This window comes from Microbulbifer sp. ABH2_005 (assembly GCF_056160005.1).
The window spans coordinates 1,892,575-1,914,295 of record NZ_JBSWWI010000001.1; the positions used below are offsets into that span (position 1 = coordinate 1,892,575).

The 21,721-nt window shown below is 49.1% G+C and carries 19 protein-coding genes; 14 read left to right on the top strand and 5 right to left on the bottom strand.

Translation table 11 applies throughout. From position 1 onward, the window contains the following. The first annotated feature begins 225 nt into the window (after positions 1 to 225). The gene (locus ACXAFI_RS08245) at positions 226 to 1,710 is read left to right on the top strand and encodes a bifunctional 2-methylcitrate dehydratase/aconitate hydratase (RefSeq protein WP_475108414.1); all 1,485 of its coding nucleotides are present in this window, start codon (positions 226 to 228) and stop codon (positions 1,708 to 1,710) included. Positions 1,711 to 1,842: 132 nt separating this feature from the next. On the opposite strand, the gene ACXAFI_RS08250 is transcribed toward ACXAFI_RS08245, so the two are convergent. Next, positions 1,843 to 2,820 carry a porin gene (locus ACXAFI_RS08250; protein ID WP_152453683.1) on the bottom strand — a complete coding sequence of 326 codons (978 nt, stop codon included), beginning with the start codon at positions 2,818 to 2,820 and terminating at the stop codon, positions 1,843 to 1,845. Between the two features lie 414 nt (positions 2,821 to 3,234). Here ACXAFI_RS08250 and ACXAFI_RS08255 point away from each other — a divergent pair, with 414 nt between their 5' ends. The 11 genes from ACXAFI_RS08255 to ACXAFI_RS08305 all read left to right on the top strand — a co-directional run bounded on the left by ACXAFI_RS08255 (position 3,235) and on the right by ACXAFI_RS08305 (position 16,703). Further along, positions 3,235 to 5,673, top strand: coding sequence for a DNA internalization-related competence protein ComEC/Rec2 (locus ACXAFI_RS08255; RefSeq protein ID WP_475108415.1), 2,439 nt, complete (start codon positions 3,235 to 3,237; stop codon positions 5,671 to 5,673). A 79-nt stretch (positions 5,674 to 5,752) separates the two neighbouring features. Then, on the top strand, positions 5,753 to 6,376 hold the full coding sequence (locus tag ACXAFI_RS08260) for a MotA/TolQ/ExbB proton channel family protein (protein WP_152453681.1): 624 nt from the start codon (positions 5,753 to 5,755) through the stop codon (positions 6,374 to 6,376). A 15-nt stretch (positions 6,377 to 6,391) separates the two neighbouring features. Next, positions 6,392 to 6,811 carry an ExbD/TolR family protein gene (locus tag ACXAFI_RS08265; protein WP_475108416.1) on the top strand — a complete coding sequence of 140 codons (420 nt, stop codon included), beginning with the start codon at positions 6,392 to 6,394 and terminating at the stop codon, positions 6,809 to 6,811. Positions 6,812 to 6,937: 126 nt separating this feature from the next. Continuing rightward, positions 6,938 to 8,752, top strand: a complete 1,815-nt coding sequence (msbA, locus tag ACXAFI_RS08270) for a lipid A export permease/ATP-binding protein MsbA (protein WP_475108417.1) — start codon at positions 6,938 to 6,940, stop codon at positions 8,750 to 8,752. Between the two features lie 8 nt (positions 8,753 to 8,760). After that, positions 8,761 to 9,783, top strand: a complete 1,023-nt coding sequence (gene lpxK / locus ACXAFI_RS08275; protein WP_475108418.1) for a tetraacyldisaccharide 4'-kinase — start codon at positions 8,761 to 8,763, stop codon at positions 9,781 to 9,783. Between the two features lies 1 nt (position 9,784). Continuing rightward, positions 9,785 to 10,552, top strand: coding sequence for a 3-deoxy-manno-octulosonate cytidylyltransferase (gene kdsB / locus ACXAFI_RS08280; RefSeq protein WP_475108419.1), 768 nt, complete (start codon positions 9,785 to 9,787; stop codon positions 10,550 to 10,552). A gap of 12 nt (positions 10,553 to 10,564) precedes the next feature. Continuing rightward, on the top strand, positions 10,565 to 11,581 hold the full coding sequence (gene murB / locus ACXAFI_RS08285; RefSeq protein WP_475108420.1) for a UDP-N-acetylmuramate dehydrogenase: 1,017 nt from the start codon (positions 10,565 to 10,567) through the stop codon (positions 11,579 to 11,581). 488 nt (positions 11,582 to 12,069) lie between these two features. Continuing rightward, the gene (locus tag ACXAFI_RS08290; protein WP_475108421.1) at positions 12,070 to 12,723 is read left to right on the top strand and encodes a response regulator; all 654 of its coding nucleotides are present in this window, start codon (positions 12,070 to 12,072) and stop codon (positions 12,721 to 12,723) included. Between the two features lie 40 nt (positions 12,724 to 12,763). Then, entirely contained in the window at positions 12,764 to 14,578 is a 1,815-nt protein-coding gene (gene uvrC, locus ACXAFI_RS08295) for an excinuclease ABC subunit UvrC (RefSeq protein WP_475108422.1), read from the top strand. Between the two features lie 105 nt (positions 14,579 to 14,683). Continuing rightward, complete coding sequence (gene pgsA, locus ACXAFI_RS08300; RefSeq protein WP_475108423.1) at positions 14,684 to 15,250, top strand: CDP-diacylglycerol--glycerol-3-phosphate 3-phosphatidyltransferase; 567 nt, start codon at positions 14,684 to 14,686, stop codon at positions 15,248 to 15,250. A gap of 496 nt (positions 15,251 to 15,746) precedes the next feature. Continuing rightward, positions 15,747 to 16,703 carry a lipid A-modifier LpxR family protein gene (locus ACXAFI_RS08305; RefSeq protein ID WP_475108424.1) on the top strand — a complete coding sequence of 319 codons (957 nt, stop codon included), beginning with the start codon at positions 15,747 to 15,749 and terminating at the stop codon, positions 16,701 to 16,703. A gap of 115 nt (positions 16,704 to 16,818) precedes the next feature. On the opposite strand, the gene ACXAFI_RS08310 is transcribed toward ACXAFI_RS08305, so the two are convergent. Next, complete coding sequence (locus ACXAFI_RS08310; RefSeq protein ID WP_475108425.1) at positions 16,819 to 17,298, bottom strand: LEA/WHy family protein; 480 nt, start codon at positions 17,296 to 17,298, stop codon at positions 16,819 to 16,821. Positions 17,299 to 17,485: 187 nt separating this feature from the next. Between ACXAFI_RS08310 and ACXAFI_RS08315 the strand changes: the two genes are divergently transcribed. Then, a complete protein-coding gene (locus ACXAFI_RS08315; protein ID WP_475108426.1) occupies positions 17,486 to 18,649 on the top strand; it encodes a dipeptidase in 1,164 nt (387 codons plus the stop codon). A gap of 237 nt (positions 18,650 to 18,886) precedes the next feature. On the opposite strand, the gene ACXAFI_RS08320 is transcribed toward ACXAFI_RS08315, so the two are convergent. Continuing rightward, positions 18,887 to 19,228 carry a hypothetical protein gene (locus tag ACXAFI_RS08320; protein ID WP_475108427.1) on the bottom strand — a complete coding sequence of 114 codons (342 nt, stop codon included), beginning with the start codon at positions 19,226 to 19,228 and terminating at the stop codon, positions 18,887 to 18,889. Positions 19,229 to 19,914: 686 nt separating this feature from the next. Between ACXAFI_RS08320 and ACXAFI_RS08325 the strand changes: the two genes are divergently transcribed. Then, positions 19,915 to 20,235, top strand: a complete 321-nt coding sequence (locus ACXAFI_RS08325; protein ID WP_475108428.1) for a hypothetical protein — start codon at positions 19,915 to 19,917, stop codon at positions 20,233 to 20,235. A gap of 124 nt (positions 20,236 to 20,359) precedes the next feature. Here ACXAFI_RS08325 and ACXAFI_RS08330 read toward each other — a convergent pair whose 3' ends face one another. Next, positions 20,360 to 20,647 (bottom strand): hypothetical protein, encoded by a 288-nt coding sequence (locus ACXAFI_RS08330; RefSeq protein ID WP_444922228.1) that lies wholly within the window; start codon positions 20,645 to 20,647, stop codon positions 20,360 to 20,362. A 292-nt stretch (positions 20,648 to 20,939) separates the two neighbouring features. After that, positions 20,940 to 21,107 carry a hypothetical protein gene (locus tag ACXAFI_RS08335; protein ID WP_475108429.1) on the bottom strand — a complete coding sequence of 56 codons (168 nt, stop codon included), beginning with the start codon at positions 21,105 to 21,107 and terminating at the stop codon, positions 20,940 to 20,942. Positions 21,108 to 21,721 lie beyond the last annotated feature (614 nt).

Here is a 21,721-nt window from a genome sequence, read left to right on the forward strand (position 1 = left end):
TTGGAAGTTGAAATGTAAAGACTAATCACAAACCTTCTTACCTTTTCAATCTTGGTCGAATATTAGTGAAGTTCACAGGATGACAATATACACGAAAAAGCAAGCCATCAATGTCGCAGCGCTCAAATCTTGTTATCTCTTGTTATCCATTTACAAAGTCAAAGATACAGCTAAAAAATTACTAGGCTTATTTAATTTCTTAACAGTACCATCAGGCCATCTGCTATGCGCACGGACTCAGACCAAACTGGCCATCTAATTTATGATCAGGTCATCCAGGATATCGCCGATTACGTTCTCAATTTTGAGGTTGATTCTAATGAGGCCTGGCAAACAGCGCACTACTGCCTAATGGATTCTCTCGGCTGTGCCTTTTTGGCATTGCGCTTTCCTGAATGCACAAAACTGCTTGGCTCTTTGGTTGAGGGAACATGGGTGCCCAATGGGGCTCGTGTGCCAGGTACTCAATTTCGTATGGATCCGGTTAAAGCTGCCTGGGATATAGGCTGCACCATCCGCTGGTTGGATTTCAATGATACCTGGCTGGCCGCTGAGTGGGGGCATCCATCTGACAATCTGGGTGCCATCTTGGCGGTGTGCGATTTCCTTTCTCAGAAGCGGCTGAGTGCAGGGAAAGAGCCTATAACAATGGGAAAGGTGTTGGAGGCGATGATCAAGGCCTATGAAATCCAGGGGATACTGGCATTACAAAACAGCTTTAACCGCGTCGGCTTGGACCATGTATTGTTGGTTCGCGTGGCTTCTACAGCGATTGCTACTTGGTTGATGGGGGGAGGCAGGGAAGAATTACTGGCGGCGATTTCCCAGGCCTGGGTAGATGGTAGTGCCCTGCGTACCTACAGGCACTTCCCCAATACGGGTTCGCGTAAATCTTGGGCGGCAGGAGATGCCACGGCAAGGGGAGTTCGCTTGGCGGATATGGCCATGCGTGGTGAGATGGGTATACCAACCGTACTTACGGCGAAGCAGTGGGGCTTTTATGACGTGGCTTTCAGTAAAACCAATGCTGATCAGGCAATAAAACCGTTGGAGGAGCAGCAATTCAAGTTTCCGCGCAGATACGGTTCCTATGTAATGGAAAATATCCTTTTCAAGATTTCCTTCCCGGCGGAATTTCATGGCCAGACGGCCTGTGAGGCTGCGATTTTTTTACATCCGCAGGTGAAAGACAGAGTGGGGGATATTGATAGGATTGTCGTGGCCACCCACCAATCTGCAATACGAATTATTAGTAAAAGCGGTCCTCTCGCCAATCCAGCGGATCGCGACCACTGCCTGCAATATATCGTGGCTGTAGCTCTTTTGTTTGGGGATTTACAGGCTGGTTATTACGAGGATGAATTCCATCAGTCCCATCCGGAAATTGATGTGCTGCGCGGGAAAATTACGGTCGTGGAAGATGGCTGCTATTCCAAGGATTACCTTGATCCGGATAAGCGTTCAATTGCGAATGGTGTGCAGGTATTTTTTAAGGGGGGCAAGGCAACAGAGAATGTAGTGGTGGAATATCCCCTTGGTCATCGTCGACGCCGTAAAGAGGGGATACCGCTTTTGTTGAAGAAATTCCATTCCAATCTGGCTGCACGTTTCCCTTCAGGCCAAGCAGAGAAAATATTAGCTTTATTTTCTGATCAACAACAGTTACAGGCAATGCCAGTGCATCTTTTCATGGAGAAGTTGGTTATTTGATGGGCTGCCGCAATGTGGCTTTGTGGCTTCCAATAAAAAAAAGGCGGCCATAGGCCGCCTAATTCAAGCTCTCAAATCATACGACGGTCAAACAGCTCTTCCCAATTTGGATGACCGCCGTTACAAGTGCTCTTAGAACTTGTATTCAGCACCGATACCGGCATAGCTGCGGTCGTAATCGCCATCAGCAGTTTCGTCGGTGTAGAAGCCAAATACTTTTGCTGCGCTGTTGAACTTGTAGTCAACGCCCAGGCTGTAAGTTTCGCCGTCTTCTTTCTTAATGTCGGACTGACCGTACTGAGCTTTCAGAGTCCACTGCTCGATTTTGTACGCTACAGAGCCCATCCAGCCATCGGCGTTTTCGCCGTCAGCGTTTTCCTGGTCTTCGAATAGAGCACCAACCTGTACAGGGCCGATGTTGTACTGAGCTACAAAGCGCTGAACGTCAACGTCCTGGCCTTCAACGTCTTGGTCGAAAGCGTAGGCCATGTAAACGCCATTGTTATCGTAAGCAATAGAAGTAGAGATGCCGTTGTTGCGCTTGATTTCTTTACCTAAGATGTCGTTACCATCGTCATCTTGGCCAACGATCTCGTAACCAATGACTTCATCTTTGTTGCTAATGTAAGCAGCAGAAGCTTTGAAGCCAGCGAAAGACGGAGTAGTGTACTGCAGAGCGTCTTCTTCGCGGTTGTCGCTGCTGGTGATCAGGCTTTTGATATCGCCTTCCAGGTCGTTGAACAGGTCAACTTTCTTCTGAGCAACCTTCAGTGGGGTATCGAACTTACCCGCGATTACCTGACCGAAGCCGCCTTCCAGGCCTGCGTAGATGTTGCGCTGGGAGAAAGTATCGTCAGCGTCGCCGTCCATATCTACTTCGTATTCCATACGGTAGATACCCTTGATGCCGTCGGTCAGGGCGATCTCGCCCTTAACACCCAAGCGGGAAGCGTTGCTTTGAACGTCGGTTACAGAGCCATCACCTTCGTCAGCAGACTGAAAGGTAGCATTGGCTTTGCCGTAAAAGTCGAGGACATCGCCTTCTTCTTGGGCGCTGGCCAGAGTAGGGATCATGGCAACAATGGCCAGAGAGAGAGCGGTCTTATTCATAGTCGTCTCGCACAGTTTATGGTTGTGGGTTGAGGGGAAGCCTTCCGTTTAGTCCTTTGGTTGCCCCTCGATTTGGTGCGGATTCTGCGACCTGAATATTACAAACATGTGAAACATGGCATTTTTCTTAAAAAAATATGACCAATAGGTGCCATGAATAACAGTTAAGGCAGTCACAATGCGGCATGGCACGCCGATTACAGGTGTTTTTTGGTTCTAGGGTGCCTATTTTGTGTGGCGAATTGAATAACTGAATGCGTTGTTATTACAGGGCTTTTTACAGGGATGGGCGCCACAGGAATTGCACAAAAAATGTACAGATTTAGTGGGAGACTGGGGCACAAATCTACTCTGTGGCCAAGGAGCCTCACTCTAGTCCTTTGGGTGTTCTCTCTGTCGATCGCAGTTATTGGCATGCTGCCTGCTTTGCCAGAAATAGGGGCGGTACTCTGGGTATACCTGGTTGTTTTACTACTGTTGCTTTCCATTCCTCAAAGACGCTCCCTCTCTCTATTACTTGTCACCTCATTACTCGGAGCTCTTTGGGCGCTATCGAGCAATAAAACTGCGCTTGAACAGCGTTTACCCGAAACGGCACATGGCATAGATCAGCGCCTAAGAGTCGAGGTTGTATCCCTGCCCGAAGTCAGAAATAACCATGCATCACAGGGTGCCGCTACCAGGGATATACGCTTCCAGGCGAGGGTCTTGGAGGCTGGGGTAGGGGGTATTGATATAGGCAGCCTCCTCTATCTCACCTGGTATCGAGCAGATGAAGAGGTGCAAGCGCGCTTGCGCGGTAATAGCCGCTGGATGTTATCGGTGCGATTGAAGCGCCCGCGCGGCAGTGTGAATCCCCATACCTTCGATTATGAGGGCTGGCTTTTACGGCGTGGCGTATATGCAACGGGCTATGTGCGTACTCATAATGGTGATCCGCAGTGGTTGGAGCAGGCTGCAGGGCTCTCTGCTTTGCGAGACACTTTGAGGGAGAGGATTCAAAAGCTACCGATAAATCAGAATGCCTTGGTCACAGCGCTGTTATTGGGAGACCGCAGTGGTCTTTCCCATGCCGATAAGGACCTTTTAAGGGAGACAGGGACCGCACACCTTTTGGCCATATCGGGGCTGCATGTGGGCATGGTGGCTGGATTTTTACTTCTGCTGGGGCAGGTTTTGGCCCGAACTTTGGGGGTGTTACTGGGTGCCAGCCCCAGGTGGTTGCCGGTGCTTCTGGCGCTCCTTGGCACCCTGATCTACACCCTTTTGGCCGGTGCGCCTCTTTCAGCCCAAAGGGCCTTGGTGATGACTTGGGTCTTGTTGCTGGCCTGGCATTGGCGGCGCAGAGTAGGCGCTGGCTTGGCCTTTTCGCTCGCTTTGGCACTAGTGCTGATTATTCAGCCATTGGCTTTCTTCGGAGTAGGATTTTGGCTGTCGTTCACCGCGGTGGGGGCGCTTCTTTTGGGGTTTTCAGGGCGCAGTTCCGTTTGGCAGGCGAGGGCAGCGGAAATCGGTGTGGAAGGTGGTGAAACAGGCGCTCATGTGGGGATGAAAAAGCGCATGAAAGCCTGGCTTTTACGCAGGCTTGCCACCTTTGTACAACTATTGCGCAGCCAGTGGCTGGTGGCACTGGGTTTGATTCTGCCCTCGGTAGTGTATTTTTCCGGCTACAGCTCGGGTGGGATACTGTTGAACCTGTTGGCAATCCCCTGGCTTGGCTTGCTGATACTGCCGGCCTTGATGCTAGGTGCCTTACTGATGGGGACTGCTCCAGGAATCTGGTGCTTTAAGTTTGCCGATTGGCAGCTGACTCTTCTGATAGGAACGCTGGAGCATGCGGGGGATTTTGTACCTACTTGGCAGCCATTGATGCCACCTCAAAGCGCAACCCTGCTCGTCTTATCCGTACTGGGCGCCCTATTGCTGATTTTGCCTAGGGGGGTACCGGGGCGCTATCTGGGGCTTCTGTTTCTATTTCCATTACTGCAACCTCTTTTGCCTGTGTCGGACGCTGGTCGTCAGGGCCTTACCTTCACCGCTTTGGATGTCGGCCAGGGGTTGGCCCTCTCAATTCGCACCCAAGAGGCGCGCCTTGTCTTCGACACCGGCCCAGTCTCTTCATCGGGTTGGAGTGCTGGAGGTGCCATTGTTGCCCCTTATTTGAGTGGAGCGGGTGTGAGTGCACTCGATGGGTTAGTCGTAAGCCATGGGGATAGGGATCATGCCGGTGGGGTGAAAGCGCTGTTGCAGTCTTTGTTTGTCAACAATTTCTATGCTCCAGGGCAGCTGGGAGAGAAACTGACGAGAGGCTCCGATATTCATGCGAGCTCCTGTGTCGCGGGTGAAACGGTTTTCTTTGGCGATCTCTCCGTGCAATGGTTGTGGCCACTGCAAAAAGCGATGGATGGCGAGGAGAATGACCAGAGCTGTGTGGCTCTGATTGAGTGGCAGCAAATACGTATATTACTCACTGGTGATATCACCAGTTCGGTGGAACGCCGCCTTGTGGAACTCTATCCAATGCAGAGGCCAGTGGATTTACTGGTGGCACCGCATCACGGCTCCAAGACATCTTCATCGCAGGCCTTTTTGAGTTGGGCAAAGCCTGAACGAGTCATATTCAGTGCGGGTTATCGCCATCATTTTGGCCACCCGCATGCGGACGTAGTTGCACGCTACCGCGCGATGGACACGCAAATTTTCAATACGGCCCAGAGTGGGGCTATCGAATTACATTGGCACAAAAGCACTTCGGAGCCTGCAATAAATCTGGGGCGTTCCGCGCCACGGTTTTGGTATGCCGATCACAATGGTGAGGCTGAGCCTAGTGGAAGACTTAGCCGCCGAGAGTAGCTGTGATAAAGTGCGACTCCTGCGTCTAGGATGCAGAAAAAATTCCAGAAATCCCTCTCGCTGTTTAGGGCCAAGAAAAGTGTTTGAAATAATAAAATCTGGCGGCTGGCTGATGTTGCCGATCCTGTTGTGTTCCGTTGCTGTTATTGCTATCAGCATTGAGCGTTTTTGGACGCTGAATCCCCAGCGCATTGCACCGCGCACTTTACTTGGAGAGGTGTGGGGGTGGCTAAAAAGCAATCAGGTCAATGGAGAGAAACTGAAAGAGCTGCGTGATTCCAGTCCACTTGGAAGAATTTTTGCCGCAGGTCTTTCCAACTCCCGCCATGGTCGTGAGGTGATGAGAGACAGTATTGAAGAGACTGCGAGCCAGGTAGTGCATGAGCTGGAACGTTTTCTCAATGCTCTGGGCACCATTGCCGCCGTTGCGCCATTGATTGGTTTGCTTGGAACGGTAATCGGCATGATTCAGGTGTTCACAGCCATTATGTTGGAGGGCACCGGTAATGCGGGTATTTTGGCCGGTGGTATCAGCCAGGCTCTGATTACTACGGCGGCGGGTTTGACTGTGGCGATTCCGGCATTGATGGCGCACAGGTACTTCCAGCGCCGTGTGGATACTATCGTGGTCACCATGGAACAGGAAGCCGTGAAGCTGGTGGATGCTTTGCACAGTGATCGCAAAATTGAAAATGCGGCCTGAGTGAGGTAGCCATCCATGCAATTTCGCCGCCAAACCAAAGAGCAGGATGGGGTAAACCTTACGCCATTAATTGATGTGGTCTTTCTCCTGCTGATTTTCTTTATGGTGTCGACCACATTCACCAAAGAGAGCCATCTGAAATTGAATTTGCCCGAGGCCTCGGGGCCCCAGGCGGAGGAACAGTCCCGAGCTGTTGAAATTCTGATCAGTGCCGATGGCTCTTATTCAGTGAATGGTCAGGGGTTGATCAATAAAAAGTTGACCACTTTGAAATCTGCGCTGTCGGAAGTTTCTGCAGGCGAGTACAATCGCCCGCTTGTGATAACCGCCGACGCCACAGCTCACCATCAGGCCGTGGTGCGGGCAATGGATGCCGCTGGACAGTTAGGCTTTGTCAACCTAAGCATTACTACACGGCAACCAGAAGTGAACTAGCACGCTTGGCTTCGTTTTAAGGTCCGGTATGGACTCTTATCCCTGCTAGCCCTGCGAGCGTACTCGCTCCATTTCCCTAGGGTAATGGGGCGAGTCCAGTCATTGGTCTGTATGAAGAAAGTAACCATGCCCCCCAGTAAACCTCAGCAAGGGGCACACACTTACCGACGTTTACTCGCCTATGCCCGTCCGCACCTGGCCATTTTTGGTGTTGCGGTGCTGGGTTTTTTCCTGTTTTCTATCATGGGCGTCAGCCTGATCGCTGTTACGGAGCTGCTGTTAGATGCGGTTGGCGCTGGTATCCAGGAAAGCAGAGGTTTTCTGTCAAAATATGTTGCTTCCTATTATCCCGATGGGGTGATGCCACAGGAGACTGCGCGCTGGCTGGTACCTCTGGCCATGTTGATCATTATTCTGCTGCGCGCGATTGGTAACTTTGTTGGCAGTTATGGTCTCGCCTATGTGGGTCGTGCGGTTATACACCAGTTGCGGTCCCAGTTATTTGAAAAAATTGGTCAGCTGCCCAGCGCCTATTTTGATCGTTACACTGGCGCCTACCTGATTTCCAAAGTCTCATACAATGTTGAGCAGGTCACCAACTCCATCACCAAGGCGGTCAAGGTTTTATTTCGTGAGACCTTTACGACAGTTGCGCTGCTGGCTTACTTATTGCTGGTGAACTGGAAGCTGACATTAACCTTTTTCCTCTTCGCCCCCTTGATTGCTCTTATTGTGCGTACCGTAGGCAAACGATTCCGTAAATTGAGCCACCGCATCCAGAATTCCATGGGCGATGTCACCCATGTTACCCAGGAGGCCATTAATGGTTACCAGGTGGTGCGGATGTACGGCGGTCAGGGATATGAAAATTCACGCTTTGAATCGGCTAGTGACAATAACCGCCGGCAATTTATGAAATTGGTGGTGGCTAATAACGCCAGCGTGTCGGTGATTCAAATTCTGGTTGGCCTGTCTACCGCCACCATCGTGTGGTTGGCATTGGCGCCGGGCATGGTGGAATCCATGACTGCTGGTGTTTTCGCCGCTTACATCGGTGCCGCTGCCTCTTTGGCCAAGCCAGTGCGCAGCCTTTCAGAAGTCTTTGCGGACATTCAGAAGGGGATTGCCGCGGCAGAAAGTATTTTTGAGGTAATGGATACGCCCAGTGAACCGGAGGGTGGCCATGAGGCACTGCCCAAACCTGTACGTGGTGCGGTTACTTTTGAGTCTCTTGATTTCAGTTACGATAAGGCCGCTCCCCAGGTATTGTCGAATATCAGCTTCTCGGTAGAGCCGGGCGAGACAGTTGCGCTGGTCGGCGCCTCGGGCTCTGGTAAAACAACCCTAGCAAGCCTGCTCGCTCGCTTTTACGACCCTACCGGGGGGCGCATCCTGATTGATGGGGTCGATATTTCCACGGTCCCGCTTCAAGAGCTGCGCCGACATATCAGCATGGTGTCGCAAAATATTGTGCTGTTTAACGATAGCGTCTATCGCAATATTGCTTATGGCGAGCTGGAAGGTGCCCCGAAAGAGAACGTTTTGCGGGCTGTGGAGTTAGCGCATGCAACAAGCTTTATCGAAGAGTTGCCACAGGGTTTGGAAACTGTATTGGGGGACAACGCCCAGATGCTTTCCGGAGGCCAGCGACAGCGCCTGTCGATAGCTCGGGCGCTGTTGAAAGATGCGCCGGTACTGATTCTCGATGAAGCCACCTCGGCTCTGGATAATGAATCCGAGCGCCATATTCAGTCGGCTCTAACGGAAGTCATGAAGAACCGCACCACATTTGTGATCGCCCATCGCCTCAGTACCATTGAGAACGCCGATCGCATTCTGGTTATGGAGAAAGGGCACATCGTAGAGAGTGGCAGGCACAGCGAGCTGCTCGCCCGTGGTGGGCGTTACGCAACCTTATTACAACAGCAGACAATGGGTTAGGGCACTGGATGTCACTGGAAGACTGGTTTAACAAACGCTGGTATAAGAAAGACGGCACAAGCCCTACTTTATCTCTGCTTACGCCTCTAGAGATGCTCTATACCGGTGTCAGTAAGCGGCGCAGAGTCATCAGTTCCCGGACGCCTCCAGAACCTTTGCCCGTTCCAGTCATTGTTGTAGGTAACATTACTGTCGGTGGAGCCGGTAAGACGCCGCTGGTGGCAGAGCTGGCGCGTTGGCTAAAAGAGCGGGGCAAAAATCCTGGGATTGTCAGCCGCGGCTATGGTGGCCGTGCAGAGCAATATCCCTATCAGGTAACGGCTCAGTCACACCCTCTGGAATCCGGTGATGAACCGCTGATGTTGCACCTGATCACTGGGGTACCGGTGATGGTCTCCCCCAATCGTAGCGAAGCGGCGAGAGCACTGATCGATTACCACCAGTGCGATGTCATCCTCTCTGATGATGGACTGCAGCACTATAGTCTCTGGCGTAGCCTGGAAATATGTGTGGTGGATGGCAGCCGAGGCCTCGGCAATGGCCACATGCTTCCGCGAGGCCCGCTGCGTGAGCCGGCCAGCCGCCTAGAGAACGTCGACTTGGTGGTGAGTAATGGTGAGCCCGAAGCCAGGGTGAAGCAGCAGTGTGGGGCCCTGCTGGAATACCAGATGACCTTGGAACCCTCTTGCTGGCATCAGTTTAACCTCGATCAGACTTCCACATTGCGTTTAACTTCCGGCCCTGAACCTGGCCCCTGTCACGGGGTGGCGGCGATCGGTAATCCCCAGCGGTTTTTCCGCGAGTTACAGCGTATGGGCTACAAGGTGATGGAGCAGTCCTTCGCGGACCACCACCAGTTTAGCCCCCAGGAGCTGCACTTCGATGGCGAGACCCCGGTGATTATGACGATGAAAGATGCGGTAAAGTGCCGCGATTTCTGGGAGAGCCACTGGTGGGCGCTGGAAGTGCGCGCCAAATTACCCGATCTTTTCTATCAAAAGGTGCACCAGCACCTGCAACAGTTTTCTTGAGATGAAAAATAAACATTCATTTGATGTCATTATCCCCGCTCGTTTTGGCTCCAGCCGTCTGCCGGGCAAGCCCCTGGCTGATATTGCTGGTAAACCGATGATCCAGCATGTTTTTGAGCGGGCCAGCGAGAGTGATGCCGAGCGGGTGATCATCGCTACTGATGATATGCGAGTAGCAGAAGCGGTCCGCGGCTTTGGTGGCGAGGTGTGCATGACCTCTGCCGATCATGCATCAGGCACCGACCGCTTGCAGGAAGTAGCCAATAACCTCGGTTTGGCAAGAGATCGTATCTTAGTTAATGTACAGGGTGATGAGCCCTTGATTCCCGCACAGGTGATCAACCAGGTGGCTGCAAACCTAGCAGGAAATAACCACGCCGGCGTTGCGACTTTGTGCGAACCTATTCTTACCGTGGAAGATTTCCGCAACCCCAATATTGTTAAGGTGGTCGCTGCGGAATCCGGATTGGCCCGCTATTTCTCCCGCGCACCCATACCTTGGCCCCGCGATGCCTTTGCTATTCACGCCAATGAGCTCCCACAAGGGCTGGAACCACGCAGGCATATTGGTATCTATGCTTATCGAGTAGCGCTTTTACAGAGTTTTGTAACTTGGCCGGTGGCTCCTTTAGAGCAGTTTGAGGCTTTGGAACAGCTGCGCTTTTTATATCACGATGAAAATATTCATGTGGCTGATGCCTGTGCGGAGGTGCCTGGTGGCGTAGACTCTGAGCAGGATCTCCAGCGTATGCGCGAGCTTCTCGGTTAAGAAATTACTTTCATGATAGAAACCGATATCGACCTGCAACCCCACAATACCCTGGCAATCTCGGCACGCAGTGCCCATTTTGCCAGAGTCCGCAGCCTGGATGAGCTGCGTGAAGCTCTGGCCTTTGCCCGGGCAAAGAAGCTACCGATTTTGCCCCTGGGTGGTGGTAGTAATATTGTGTTGACCGGGGATTTCCCCGGCCTGGTTATCCAGGTGGATTTGCGCGGTCTGTCTTTGCAGGCCAGAACGAATAGCCATTCTATTGAAGCTGCTGCTGGAGAAAACTGGCACCAGTTGGTTATGACTACCGTAAACAATGGCATCGGTGGACTTGAAAATCTTGCACTGATTCCCGGTAAGATCGGTGCGGCACCGATTCAAAATATTGGTGCTTATGGTATCGAGTTATGCGATCGCTTTATGAGCTTGCAGGCCGTGGAGATTGCTACTGGTGAACTGCATGATTTTGACAAAGACGATTGCGACTTTGCCTATCGGGACAGTGTTTTTAAGGGACGCCTGCGGGATCAGTATATTATTACCCAGGTGAACCTACAGTTGTCTCAAGAATGGCAACCGCGAGTAGACTACCCGGCACTACGCCAATATATGGCGGAGCACGACTGGGATATCGACAACCTCACTCCAATTCAGGTTGCGCAAGCAGTTATAGATATCCGCAGTAGCAAACTTCCTTTGCCCGATCAAATCCCTAATGCTGGTAGTTTTTTCAAAAACCCGCTAGTGGATTCGGATCTATATCAGAATTTGAAAGCCGAACATCCCGATTTAGTTGCTTATGCAGCGGGTGAGCATTGGAAGCTCGCGGCGGGTTGGTTAATCGATAGAGCTGGCTGGCGCGGCTTGCGACGGAGTGCTGTAGGTGTGCACGAACGCCAAGCATTGGTGCTGATTAATCCGGGTAGGGGGGCTGGAGGTGAATTAGTTCAACTTGCCCACGACATTGCTGAGGATATTCACACAAAATTTGGTGTTTCTCTCGAGCCTGAACCGCGTTTTTACCCTTAAGGCTTAGTGAGCCCGGGTTGGGTTTTCTGAGACAGAGTTATGTAGTTCCCTCCGTCCTGCAAGCTTCATCGGCAGGTCTTTATGCTGATTTCTGTGTATCATAGTGTTATAACTTAAAGAAATTAAAAAATTTTCATATATTTCTAAAAAACTAAAAAGAATTTTATTTTTTTTAAGTTTCATCTTTTCGCAGCTAGTGCGGAACAGCTCTACTTGAGCGCAGGAAGATTACTTGGTACGTTTTTAAGCTATAATTAATCGCTATATAGAGACCAAGATCCTGCGGTGAAACAACCATTCAGCAGCATTTGAAACGGTGGTTTCGCTTTGCAGTAGCGTTTTTGTCTGGTATGTTTCGACTGGATTCTTGGGGTGGATCTACACGGGGTAGTTTCTCCGTGAGTAAAAAGAAGAACGCAGTTCAAAGAGCACGCGCGAGGGGATTGTACGCTGCGTAGCCACTGCACTTATCCGTAGTTGGGGATAGCTTGATCAAAGTCTTAGTGGTGGATGATCACGACCTTGTGCGAATGGGGATTTCGCGCATGTTGAGTGACGTCAAGGATATAGAAGTTGTTGGCGAGGCGAATTGTGGCGAAGAAGCGCTGGAATTCGTGCGCGAGGCTGCGGTCGATGTCATCCTGATGGATGTAAAAATGCCTGGGATGGGTGGTTTGGAGGCTACTCGAAAGCTGCTTAACCGCTGCCCGCAAGTGAAAGTGGTTGCTGTCAGTGCGCTGGATGACGATCTGTTTCCCGGTCGCCTTATGCAGGCGGGTGCTATGGGCTACGTGACCAAGGGCGCTGACCTCGAAGAAATGGTGCGTGCAATCCACACCGTTATGAACGGTGGGGTTTTTATCAGCAACTCCATGGCCACTAAAATGGCTCTGCGCAATGTCTCTGGTCAGTCGGACAGCCTGTCTCCCTTTGAAAAACTTTCCAAGCGCGAATTGCAAACCGCCGATATGATTGTGAATGGATCAAAAGTCGCTGAGATAGCCAAGTCACTTTCGGTCAGCCCAAAAACTGTCAATAGCTATCGTTATCGGATTTTTGAGAAGCTGAATATTAATAGTGATGTAGAGCTGACCCTGCTCGCTGTTAAATACCAAATACTCGACCCCGAAGCGGCACTCTAAAGATCGGTGTGTTCACTGAAATTGCAAGACCGGTTGTCAGATGTTCGATAGCAAGCGTTTTCTCTCTACGGTTACCCGCAAGCCCGGCGTCTATCAAATGTTTGATGCCGATAACCATATTCTCTATGTGGGTAAGGCGAAGAATTTACGCAACCGGCTTACAAGTTATTTTCGAAGCTCCGGGCTCACCGCCAAGACCATGGCGCTGGTGCAGAAGATTTGTAATATTGAGGTAACTGTTACCCGCAGTGAAACAGAGGCTCTGGTGCTGGAACAGAGCCTGATCAAGTCCCAGCGACCGCCTTACAATGTGATGTTGAAAGATGATAAGGGCTATCCTTACATCTTTCTTTCCAGTGTTGATACCTTTCCTCGTATCGCACTGCATCGTGGGGCAAAGCGGAAAAAAGGCCGCTACTTTGGCCCTTTTCCTAATGCTTCCTCCGTGCGCGACAGCCTGAACTTTTTGCAAAAGACCTTTCGTATTCGCTCCTGTGAAGACAGCGTTTTCCGCAACCGTTCCAGACCCTGCCTGCAATATCAGATTGAGCGCTGCACGGCCCCCTGCGTGGACTTTATTAGCCCTGAAGAATACCGTCAGGATGTTCGTCATGCAGAAATGTTTCTTGCCGGTAAGAGCGACAACATTGTCCGCGAGCTAGCGGATCAGATGGATGAAGCTTCAAAGACGCTGGAGTTTGAAAAGGCTGCACGCTTGAGAGATCAAATATCCGCACTACGGCGCCTTCAGGCCCACCAAGTGGCGGAGGGGGATACGGGGGATGTAGATGTCCATGGTGTCGCTAGCGAGGGCGGTAGCTGCTGTGTGCATGTACTCTTTATCCGCCAGGGGAGAATTCTTGGCAGTCGCAGCTACTTTCCCAGTGAGCGCTTGGGTTTAAGCCATCCCGAATTACTCTCGGCTTTTGTCCCTCAATTTTACCTGGGGAGTCCACGGGAAATCCCTCGCGAAATTCTAGTATCGGAATCTATTGAGGATCTGGTGCCGCTGCAACAGGCGCTCAGTGCTCAAGCGGGGCGTGAAGTTGCGGTTACCCATAAGTTACGGGGCAAGCGCGCAACCTGGGTGGAAATGGCTCAGCAGGCGGCTCAGCAAAACTTGAGTAGCCGCACTGCGGCGCAGCAGAAGTTGTTCAGCCGTTTTGAAACACTTCAAGAAGTACTTGGTCTTGAGCAATTGCCCGAACGCCTGGAATGTTTCGATATCAGTCACTCTTCGGGCGAGGCCACTGTTGCTTCTTGTGTCGTTTTTGATACTGGCGGGCCAGTTAAGTCAGACTACCGTCGTTTTAATATTGAAGGTATTCAGGCTGGAGATGATTACGCTGCAATGGGGCAGGCGCTTAAACGCCGCTACACGCGTCTGTCGGGAGGTGAGGGTAAGTTTCCCAATATCCTATTAATAGATGGTGGCAAGGGGCAGGTCAGCCAGGCGGTCGACACCCTTAACGGTCTTGGGGTCGTGGGTGTTCAGATTATCGGAGTGGCCAAGGGCACAACCCGTAAAGCGGGCTTTGAAACCTTGCATATCGTTTCCAGTAACAAAGAGCTGGTACTCTCCGCCGATTCTCCTGCGTTACACCTAATTCAACAGATTAGAGATGAGGCACACAGGTTCGCCATTACCGGCCACCGCGCAAGGCGTGACAAAAAGCGTAGGGAGTCTCCGCTGGAGGGGGTTGCAGGGGTGGGGCCAGCACGCAGGCGCGCACTGCTTCGCCATTTTGGTGGGTTGCAGGAAATCAAGAAGGCGACAGTAACTGAGATCGCGAGCGTAGAGGGGATCAGTCGTAAGCTCGCACAGGATATATACTCGGCACTTCACCATGAATAAAGGTGCAGGGTAAAGGCAGCGGATTTTTCTCCGGGTTTCCCAATGAGCGTTTCAATTTGCCTCATGGCTTGATAACGTACGCCTTCCGCAAGAATAGAGAAAAGCATGACACTCGCCAATCAACTCACACTGCTTCGCGTCGCACTGATACCTGTCTTGGTTTTGGTTTTCTATTTACCCTACAAATGGAGCTACATCGCTTCTGCGGTCATCTTTGCCGCTGCTGCAGCCACTGATTGGCTGGATGGCTATCTGGCAAGAAAACTCAATCAGAGTACGGCCTTTGGTGCTTTTCTCGATCCTGTTGCCGACAAGTTGATGGTGGCTACTGCGCTGGTGTTACTAGTGGGTCTTCATAAGAGTGCTTGGTTTACCGTGGCTGCAGCCATCATTATTTGCCGTGAAATTGCGGTATCGGGCTTGCGTGAGTGGATGGCTGAGTTGGGGCAACGCAGTAGTGTTGCTGTGTCTTATGTCGGCAAGATTAAAACAACGGCACAAATGGCAGCCATTATCGTATTACTGGCTTTCGATGTTCGTGATTTCCCTGTGATGGAAAGCCTGGGCTACTTGTTGCTGTATATAGCCGCTGCGCTTACTTTGTGGACTATGGTGATGTATCTGCGGGCGGCCTGGCCAGTTTTAATGGCGGATAATCACAAGTCGTCATAATTAAAATACGACCTCCCGACGCTCCGTGCTATTTGCACGGAGCGTTGCTCTCTTTACTTCCCCCTTTACTTTCCCCTCTCCAATTTTTCTCTTTCACTACCAGCAGGATGGCAAATTCTCTGATGTGAAGAGTTTGTCACATAGATTTCTTACCTGCCGCTAGAAGCATCCTTTCCTCTTTATCTGTCTTCTACAGTGATGAACTGGGCTAATGGTTCTCAATGATGAGCTTAATTGCCCCAGTGCTCTACTGTGTCGTCTTTTACTTAGTAGGTGGTGATTGGGTTGAGTGGTATTCCAATCGCGAGTGTGAAAAGCCGTTCGGTGCTGACATAGCGGCTACTTGAGAGTGAAGCCATTCATTATTGAGATCACACCGCTTCCTTTGGTGGGGTTCTAAAGGGATGTCGAACCCTGATGTTATGTGCAGTGGCGTACTAATCGCATGAGTTGACCTGGCGAAATTCTTTTAAATATAGGAAGGGGTAGGTTAAGGGTGAAGTGCATATTAAAAACATGCTCCATTTTGACTATTGGGCTATCAATCTTCTGTTATCACTTTGCACTCTACGCGGATGAACCTCCAAGAGGTAAGTTGCAGATTGAGTTGGAAAATGATGCTCCTTTCCAGACGGATCGGGACTATACCGGTGGCATCTTTATTCGTTGGAGTCCTGTTGCTAAACCTTACACCTTTCGGTTTGGTCAGGAGATTTATACTCCAGATCACCTTGGCAGATCAGAACCTATCCATAATGAACACCCTTATGCGGGGTGGACCTATCTTGGTGTCAACTACAAATACCTGTTATCTGATCAATGGTTGATCGATTTTACTCTCGATGCTGGAACCGTTGGCCCTAGGGCAGGTGCTCGTGAAACTCAGAAGTTAATGCATTGGTTGGTCTCATCGTCCCCACCTGATGGATGGGATTCACAGGTTTTCAATGAGTGGGGCCTGATGCCAGAGCTGAAGATGGATTACCGACTACTACAGGGAAGTCTTGGTGGAACAAGCTACCGGTTAGTGCCATACCTTCGGTGGAAAACAGGTAACATCGTAAGGGATTATGGTGCTGGGGTTCACCTGTTATTCGGTAGCTTCTTGCCGACTTTCCGTGCAGTGTCTTTATTTTCGGAAAGAGAGCGATATTGGTATTTAAAGGCTGGATTGGAACATAAAACTGTCCAAAGAAATGTATTGATGGAAGGTAACTCGAAGGTAAAAAGTGGGACAAAAATCTTCAGTTATGGTGTAACTCCAGAGAGAGAGGTAACACTAACAAACCTTGGTGTTTTCTTTGGCCGTGGGACTTATGAGTTTGGTTTTGATATTAGGTATAACACAAAGCTCTACGCCTCCCAGAGGCTCCCCGATGAAGGTTTCCTGAGCCATAATGGAGCCCCTATGGGCAACTTTGTAATGTCTTTGATTCTCACCAAGCAAATTTGAGGCTTATGTAAATAGGTGGGTAGTAGATACCCACCTTCATATTGTTACTTAAAAAAATAGTAACCAACCTAGTGCCGATAGCATCATAAGGTTGCTGGTAAATTTTGCAGAAGGTTCACTGATACTGGTTCAGGCTAATCACCCCACTTCTATTTACTTTGATTGAGGGGAGTAGTGACCTACTTAAGCCGATCTTTGCTTCCAGCTCATAAGGGATAGAGTCTTGGTTCAAGTTAATGAAGTCAGCTGCTGCAAAGATAGAGCCTACCAAGCTGGCTGTTGCATCCACCGCAATGTCGTCCTGACCATAGGGAGAAATAGGCATAAGATTGTTTGACGTGCCGGTTAAGACTTTATGCCCGCCGAGCCGCAGGGTATAGAAAAGACCCGAAAGAGCCAGCTCACTATTATTGGGATTGAAAACCCTAAGGTGAATTCGGAACCTTAGGTTGTTACCAGCCCTTGCAGGCAGGGGTTGTACCGCAATAACTTCCACTTCGGGTTTTTGGAAATTTGGTGAGAGTGTCGAACAGCCGCTAGCGCTAAAGAGCATTACAATCAATAGCAATAGTGTGAGTCGGTAGTTTTTTTCCACTGTGATTCCCTAATCCTCTATCCACTTGTTTATTCACCGGTTAAGTTGGCTGGGTGAACATATTTTGATCATCTTGGACGTATATTGCCTGCTGATCATTTATTAATCTACATAGCTCCTGACATACCACGCCTTCATCGGTTATAACCACAACATTGGGCAACACTACTGATATCTGGAAATCATAATGAAGAAGTGGTTTTTAAGTTTGACAACACTGGCACTGGTATTGTTCGCAAGCTGGAAATGGCTTTTGATTCCAGGGGTTGAGCAAAAATTAAACAAGGTGGCCTCAGGTGATTCCCTTGAGGTTTCAGAGCAAGCCAAGGCATTGCATAGTTCACTTGTTATTGGTGATTTGCATGCGGATAGTTTCCTCTGGGCTCGTGACCTATCAAAGGAGGCTGATTATGGTCATCTGGACCTGCCTAGGGCCCAACGGGGTAATCTTGGGATACAGGTTTTTACTTCAGTCACCAAGTCTCCCCAAGGCCAGAACTATAGCGAAAATTCTGCAGATGCTCGGGATAATATTACCCTGCTTGCGGTTGCGCAGGGGTGGCCGCCCAGAACCTGGGATAGTTTACTTGAGAGAGCCCTTTACCACTCCGAGCGGGTAAGTGCTTTACAAAGATCCGAGCCTGAACAGTTCCATGTTGTTTATACCGCTGAAGATCTGCGTCAGGTTCTTAAGGGGAGGGAGCAGGGAGCTAATACTCTTGCGGCAATTCTTGGTATTGAAGGAGCCCATCCACTGGAAGGTGATTTGTCTAACATTGAACGCTTATATGATGCCGGTTTTCGGGTGATGGGGCTGCAACACTTTTTTGATAATGAGTTGGGTGGTTCATTGCATGGGCAAAATGGAGCAGGTTTGACGGCGTTTGGCCGCGCAGCCGTTCAGGAGATGGATCGCCGCTCCATGATTATTGATGTCGCTCACTCCTCTGAGTCTGTAGTGATGGATGTATTGACGCTGAGTGAACGTCCCGTAATCGTTTCCCATACAAGGTTGAAAGGCAGTTGTAACTCACCGCGCAACATTAGCGATGGCTTGATGCAAGAAGTCGCTGAGCGGGGCGGCTTGATAGGCATCGGCTTTTGGACGGGGGCGGTATGTGATAACAGCCCAGGTAATATTGCCAAAACACTTCGTTATGCCATAGATCTGCTGGGAGTAGATCATGTTGCACTTGGATCGGATTATGATGGCAGCGTTGAAGTCTCATTTGATGTTGGGAATCTGAATGTATTAACCGCTGAAATGTTGCGACAAGGATTTACAGAGACGGAGATTCGCAAAGTGATGGGGGAAAATATGCGGGACTTTTTCCTGAATTATCTTCCTTGAGCGAGTTTCTGTTTACAGTCTTGGGCCTTTTTAGGGCTGGGGTGAGTATGTAGACTATGGACCGAATAAATAATAAGTTTAGCTTCATGTCGCTGCTTCTAGTGGTTGAAGCATTCAGGAGAAGTGGAAGAGAGGCAGGAGTTAACATCACCTGCCTAAACGACCAGGAAGGGGATTGCCTAGGGCGGTGGTTTAAACAGTTAGTGGAAACTTCAACACTAAGAATTTTACGCAGAGTTAGTATTCTTGGTATATGTAGTTTATTTCGACATTGCCTGTGGAGGGGCAAGAGCTCACGCTAACAGAAATTTCTTTGCCTGCCATAGCGCTCGCAAGAAGCATTGAATACCAGTTTTTAGATGCATACTTACCCATTGGACCCTCCTCGTTCATCTCAAAATAATAGTACTGGCTGCCGGTTATACAGGCATCATTTTTTAACCTGAAGAACACATAGCCTGCTTTACTAGGGTAGATTCTCTTAATTTCCCCTGTTGAAGTCTCTGCGGATAAGGTATTCGTACTTCCAAAAGTAGCTATCATCATGATTGCTATATAATAAAAAATTGATTTTTTCATTAGGCTTCCCTCTATGTATTAACCCTTGTGTAGTAGTCAGCATGCCTACGATCTATAAATTTTAGTGCAAAAAATTGCGTAACCATTAATTATTCCCTCGACTTTATGTAGATTTCGATTTGTTTTTCAGGTAGTCATGGTGGGCATAGATTTATCACTGGCCTTGTAGTTTCTAGCCCAACATAATTTTGATGATATAGGGCTCGGTCAGTTCTGAATGGTTAATTCTTGTGCTCTCTCGTATTTCGTGAGCTGACTAGATGTTCAATTGAGTCAGTAGTTTTTTGCCTGCAAAGTCATCGTATGTTGTTGTAAGGCAGCGTTCCCGGTAGAGCATAGCATCCCCCCCCAGAAGTACTTAGGCGGGCACCATACTTAAAGATAACATGCGGCAATCGTCTGGCTGATGTGGGGAGCCATACAGGCGATGAACCGGACCATCGTAATTTTGGCTAATAGGCTCTGTTTTCAAATGGTGTAGATCTCTAAAACTGGTGGAAGGTGTGGCAGGAGTTTTCATCGCCTGCCTAAACCGCTAGGTAGGGGAGCTGTCTTTTGTGTTAGCCAGAGTTGAGCGTTGTTTGTGGGAGTTTTTCTTTAGGAGTAAATGCCTAAAGTCGTAAGGGTGAAAAATCATAATTACTTGTTAAGCGGCGCTGCTCGCTCGCACATAACTAAAAAACAATATGGCTGACATCAAGAATCCAAATAATCCCATAATAACGAGAAGATGGTCAATTCTAAAAGCTAATACTCTAGCTAATGGTACTACATTCCATGCTGCCAATGAAAAATACAAGGTAAGTATCGCCAAGCGCCATGCTCTTAGCAGAATTGCGATTAAGGCCAGTGGAGCAGTGATAAAGAGAAGAGCTAATGCTGGGGTAAATGGTGCGGATCCGAGAATGAAGGCCAATATAGCTAATGCCAACGCTATTGAGCCAAGTATTACCCCTATTTTCTTATGCTTAGTTTTCTGGCTCATTTGGCGCTTTGTTAAGCTATAGCTGGAATACAGCATTGGTTCTACTCAAGAAATGGGTTCCAGTTTAAATCCATAGTATTAACTTCTATATATGGAGCCGAAGTGTCGGTTCTAGCTGCTCTTTTTGCGGTGACAACAAGAACCTGTTAGATTTTTGAGGCATCATAATACTCATACTTGGCTATGGTGATTTTTACACCTAGCTTATTTGAGATCTCTTTAAACTGGTGTCCCACCGTTTCAGATGGCTCTTTCAAGAATAGCTGTGTAACCAGAGGCTCTTGAAGTTCACCATTTGCTGCAATATGCAAAGCGATATCGCGAGAAAATTCACGAAATTCATCGGTTTCGAAAGCCCAAGCATCCGAGCAGGCGAACTCTATCATTACGCCTATCCGATTCTGGTGATTATAGGTTTCAATAAATTTGGCCATGGCAAATCCAGCGCCGCAATCTAGTGCGATTTATTTTGTATATTTTTAACGCAATAATTGGATTGCAGCGGCAGTGAAAAAACACGCACAAAATAAGACGTCGGATACATCGCTTTGTTGAGCGCTTCGGGATAAAAGTCAAATAACGCGCCTTCCTTGACTCTCAACATGCTTTCACTCCCAGAGAGAAGGGTCTTCATAATCCGGTTATGTAGCTGCCCTTGACTGTGACTGTGCTGGCTTTTTAGTATTTATGGTAACTTTGGTTTCCGCATTAACCCTACTTTTTAGATCAATTTGTACTTGAACCAAGCCTGCCGCGTATACCGAAACGCAGCACCATTTTTTTGGAGGGTTCAAATTTTTTCTCAGCAAAAAAGTAACTTTTTGCCTCAGGGTCTGAGGTAGAAAAGTTAGCAGTGCTACCATCTCTAGCAAGTTCTATATCTGTGATAGACATATACTTTTCTTCAGAATAGTACAGCTTGAGAGTCGAACAAAAATTAGAAAAAGTCTGGTCAGCGACCGTTGCCCCCTAAAATACCATGCTAATAATTTCCTCGAGCTCATTAACTCTCATATATTCCACTCGTTGCTTATTTGATGCTTAATGTCACCATAGACGGCTGCTGGAGCAAAATGAAAGAAGTCTGGTGTAGGCTGCGTTTTTTGCGGCCGTAATGAATTTGTTAGCTTTGTTATGGATTCGCTAGCACATCACACTTTGAATACTAGCGGCATTAGGCTAAGAATTAATTTTGCCATCTCTACCTAAAATTAAATCATTGAGCAGCTGATCTTTTAACGATCAATTTTTCCGCTCTTTATCGATCTTTCGTTGCTCTAACATTTTAGCTCGAGGTGTCTTCCCTAGATCTTGGGTAGCCCTATCGTTGCTAGGCATGTTTATATAGGAATCATCGGACCAAAGGTCAGCATGGAGAAGATCCTCTTGGCTCGCACATCCTGTCCCGCATACAGCCATAAAAATGGCCATTATATAAATCAATTTATTTCTCATAATCCTCGGAAATCTACACGATTCATAAAGCTGCCAGTAAGGGTGATCTTACC

Bases quoted from the DNA above. Each gene is read 5' to 3' on its own strand.
- ACXAFI_RS08245 (WP_475108414.1), top strand. From the start codon at position 226: ATGCGCACGGACTCAGACCAAACTGGCCATCTAATTTATGATCAGGTC.
- ACXAFI_RS08250 (WP_152453683.1), bottom strand. From the start codon at position 2,820: ATGAATAAGACCGCTCTCTCTCTGGCCATTGTTGCCATGATCCCTACT.
- ACXAFI_RS08255 (WP_475108415.1), top strand. From the start codon at position 3,235: ATGCTGCCTGCTTTGCCAGAAATAGGGGCGGTACTCTGGGTATACCTG.
- ACXAFI_RS08265 (WP_475108416.1), top strand. From the start codon at position 6,392: ATGCAATTTCGCCGCCAAACCAAAGAGCAGGATGGGGTAAACCTTACG.
- msbA (WP_475108417.1), top strand. From the start codon at position 6,938: ATGCCCCCCAGTAAACCTCAGCAAGGGGCACACACTTACCGACGTTTA.
- lpxK (WP_475108418.1), top strand. From the start codon at position 8,761: ATGTCACTGGAAGACTGGTTTAACAAACGCTGGTATAAGAAAGACGGC.
- kdsB (WP_475108419.1), top strand. From the start codon at position 9,785: ATGAAAAATAAACATTCATTTGATGTCATTATCCCCGCTCGTTTTGGC.
- murB (WP_475108420.1), top strand. From the start codon at position 10,565: ATGATAGAAACCGATATCGACCTGCAACCCCACAATACCCTGGCAATC.
- uvrC (WP_475108422.1), top strand. From the start codon at position 12,764: ATGTTCGATAGCAAGCGTTTTCTCTCTACGGTTACCCGCAAGCCCGGC.
- pgsA (WP_475108423.1), top strand. From the start codon at position 14,684: ATGACACTCGCCAATCAACTCACACTGCTTCGCGTCGCACTGATACCT.
- ACXAFI_RS08315 (WP_475108426.1), top strand. From the start codon at position 17,486: ATGAAGAAGTGGTTTTTAAGTTTGACAACACTGGCACTGGTATTGTTC.
- ACXAFI_RS08320 (WP_475108427.1), bottom strand. From the start codon at position 19,228: ATGAAAAAATCAATTTTTTATTATATAGCAATCATGATGATAGCTACT.
- ACXAFI_RS08325 (WP_475108428.1), top strand. From the start codon at position 19,915: ATGGCTGACATCAAGAATCCAAATAATCCCATAATAACGAGAAGATGG.
- ACXAFI_RS08330 (WP_444922228.1), bottom strand. From the start codon at position 20,647: ATGGCCAAATTTATTGAAACCTATAATCACCAGAATCGGATAGGCGTA.
- ACXAFI_RS08335 (WP_475108429.1), bottom strand. From the start codon at position 21,107: ATGTCTATCACAGATATAGAACTTGCTAGAGATGGTAGCACTGCTAAC.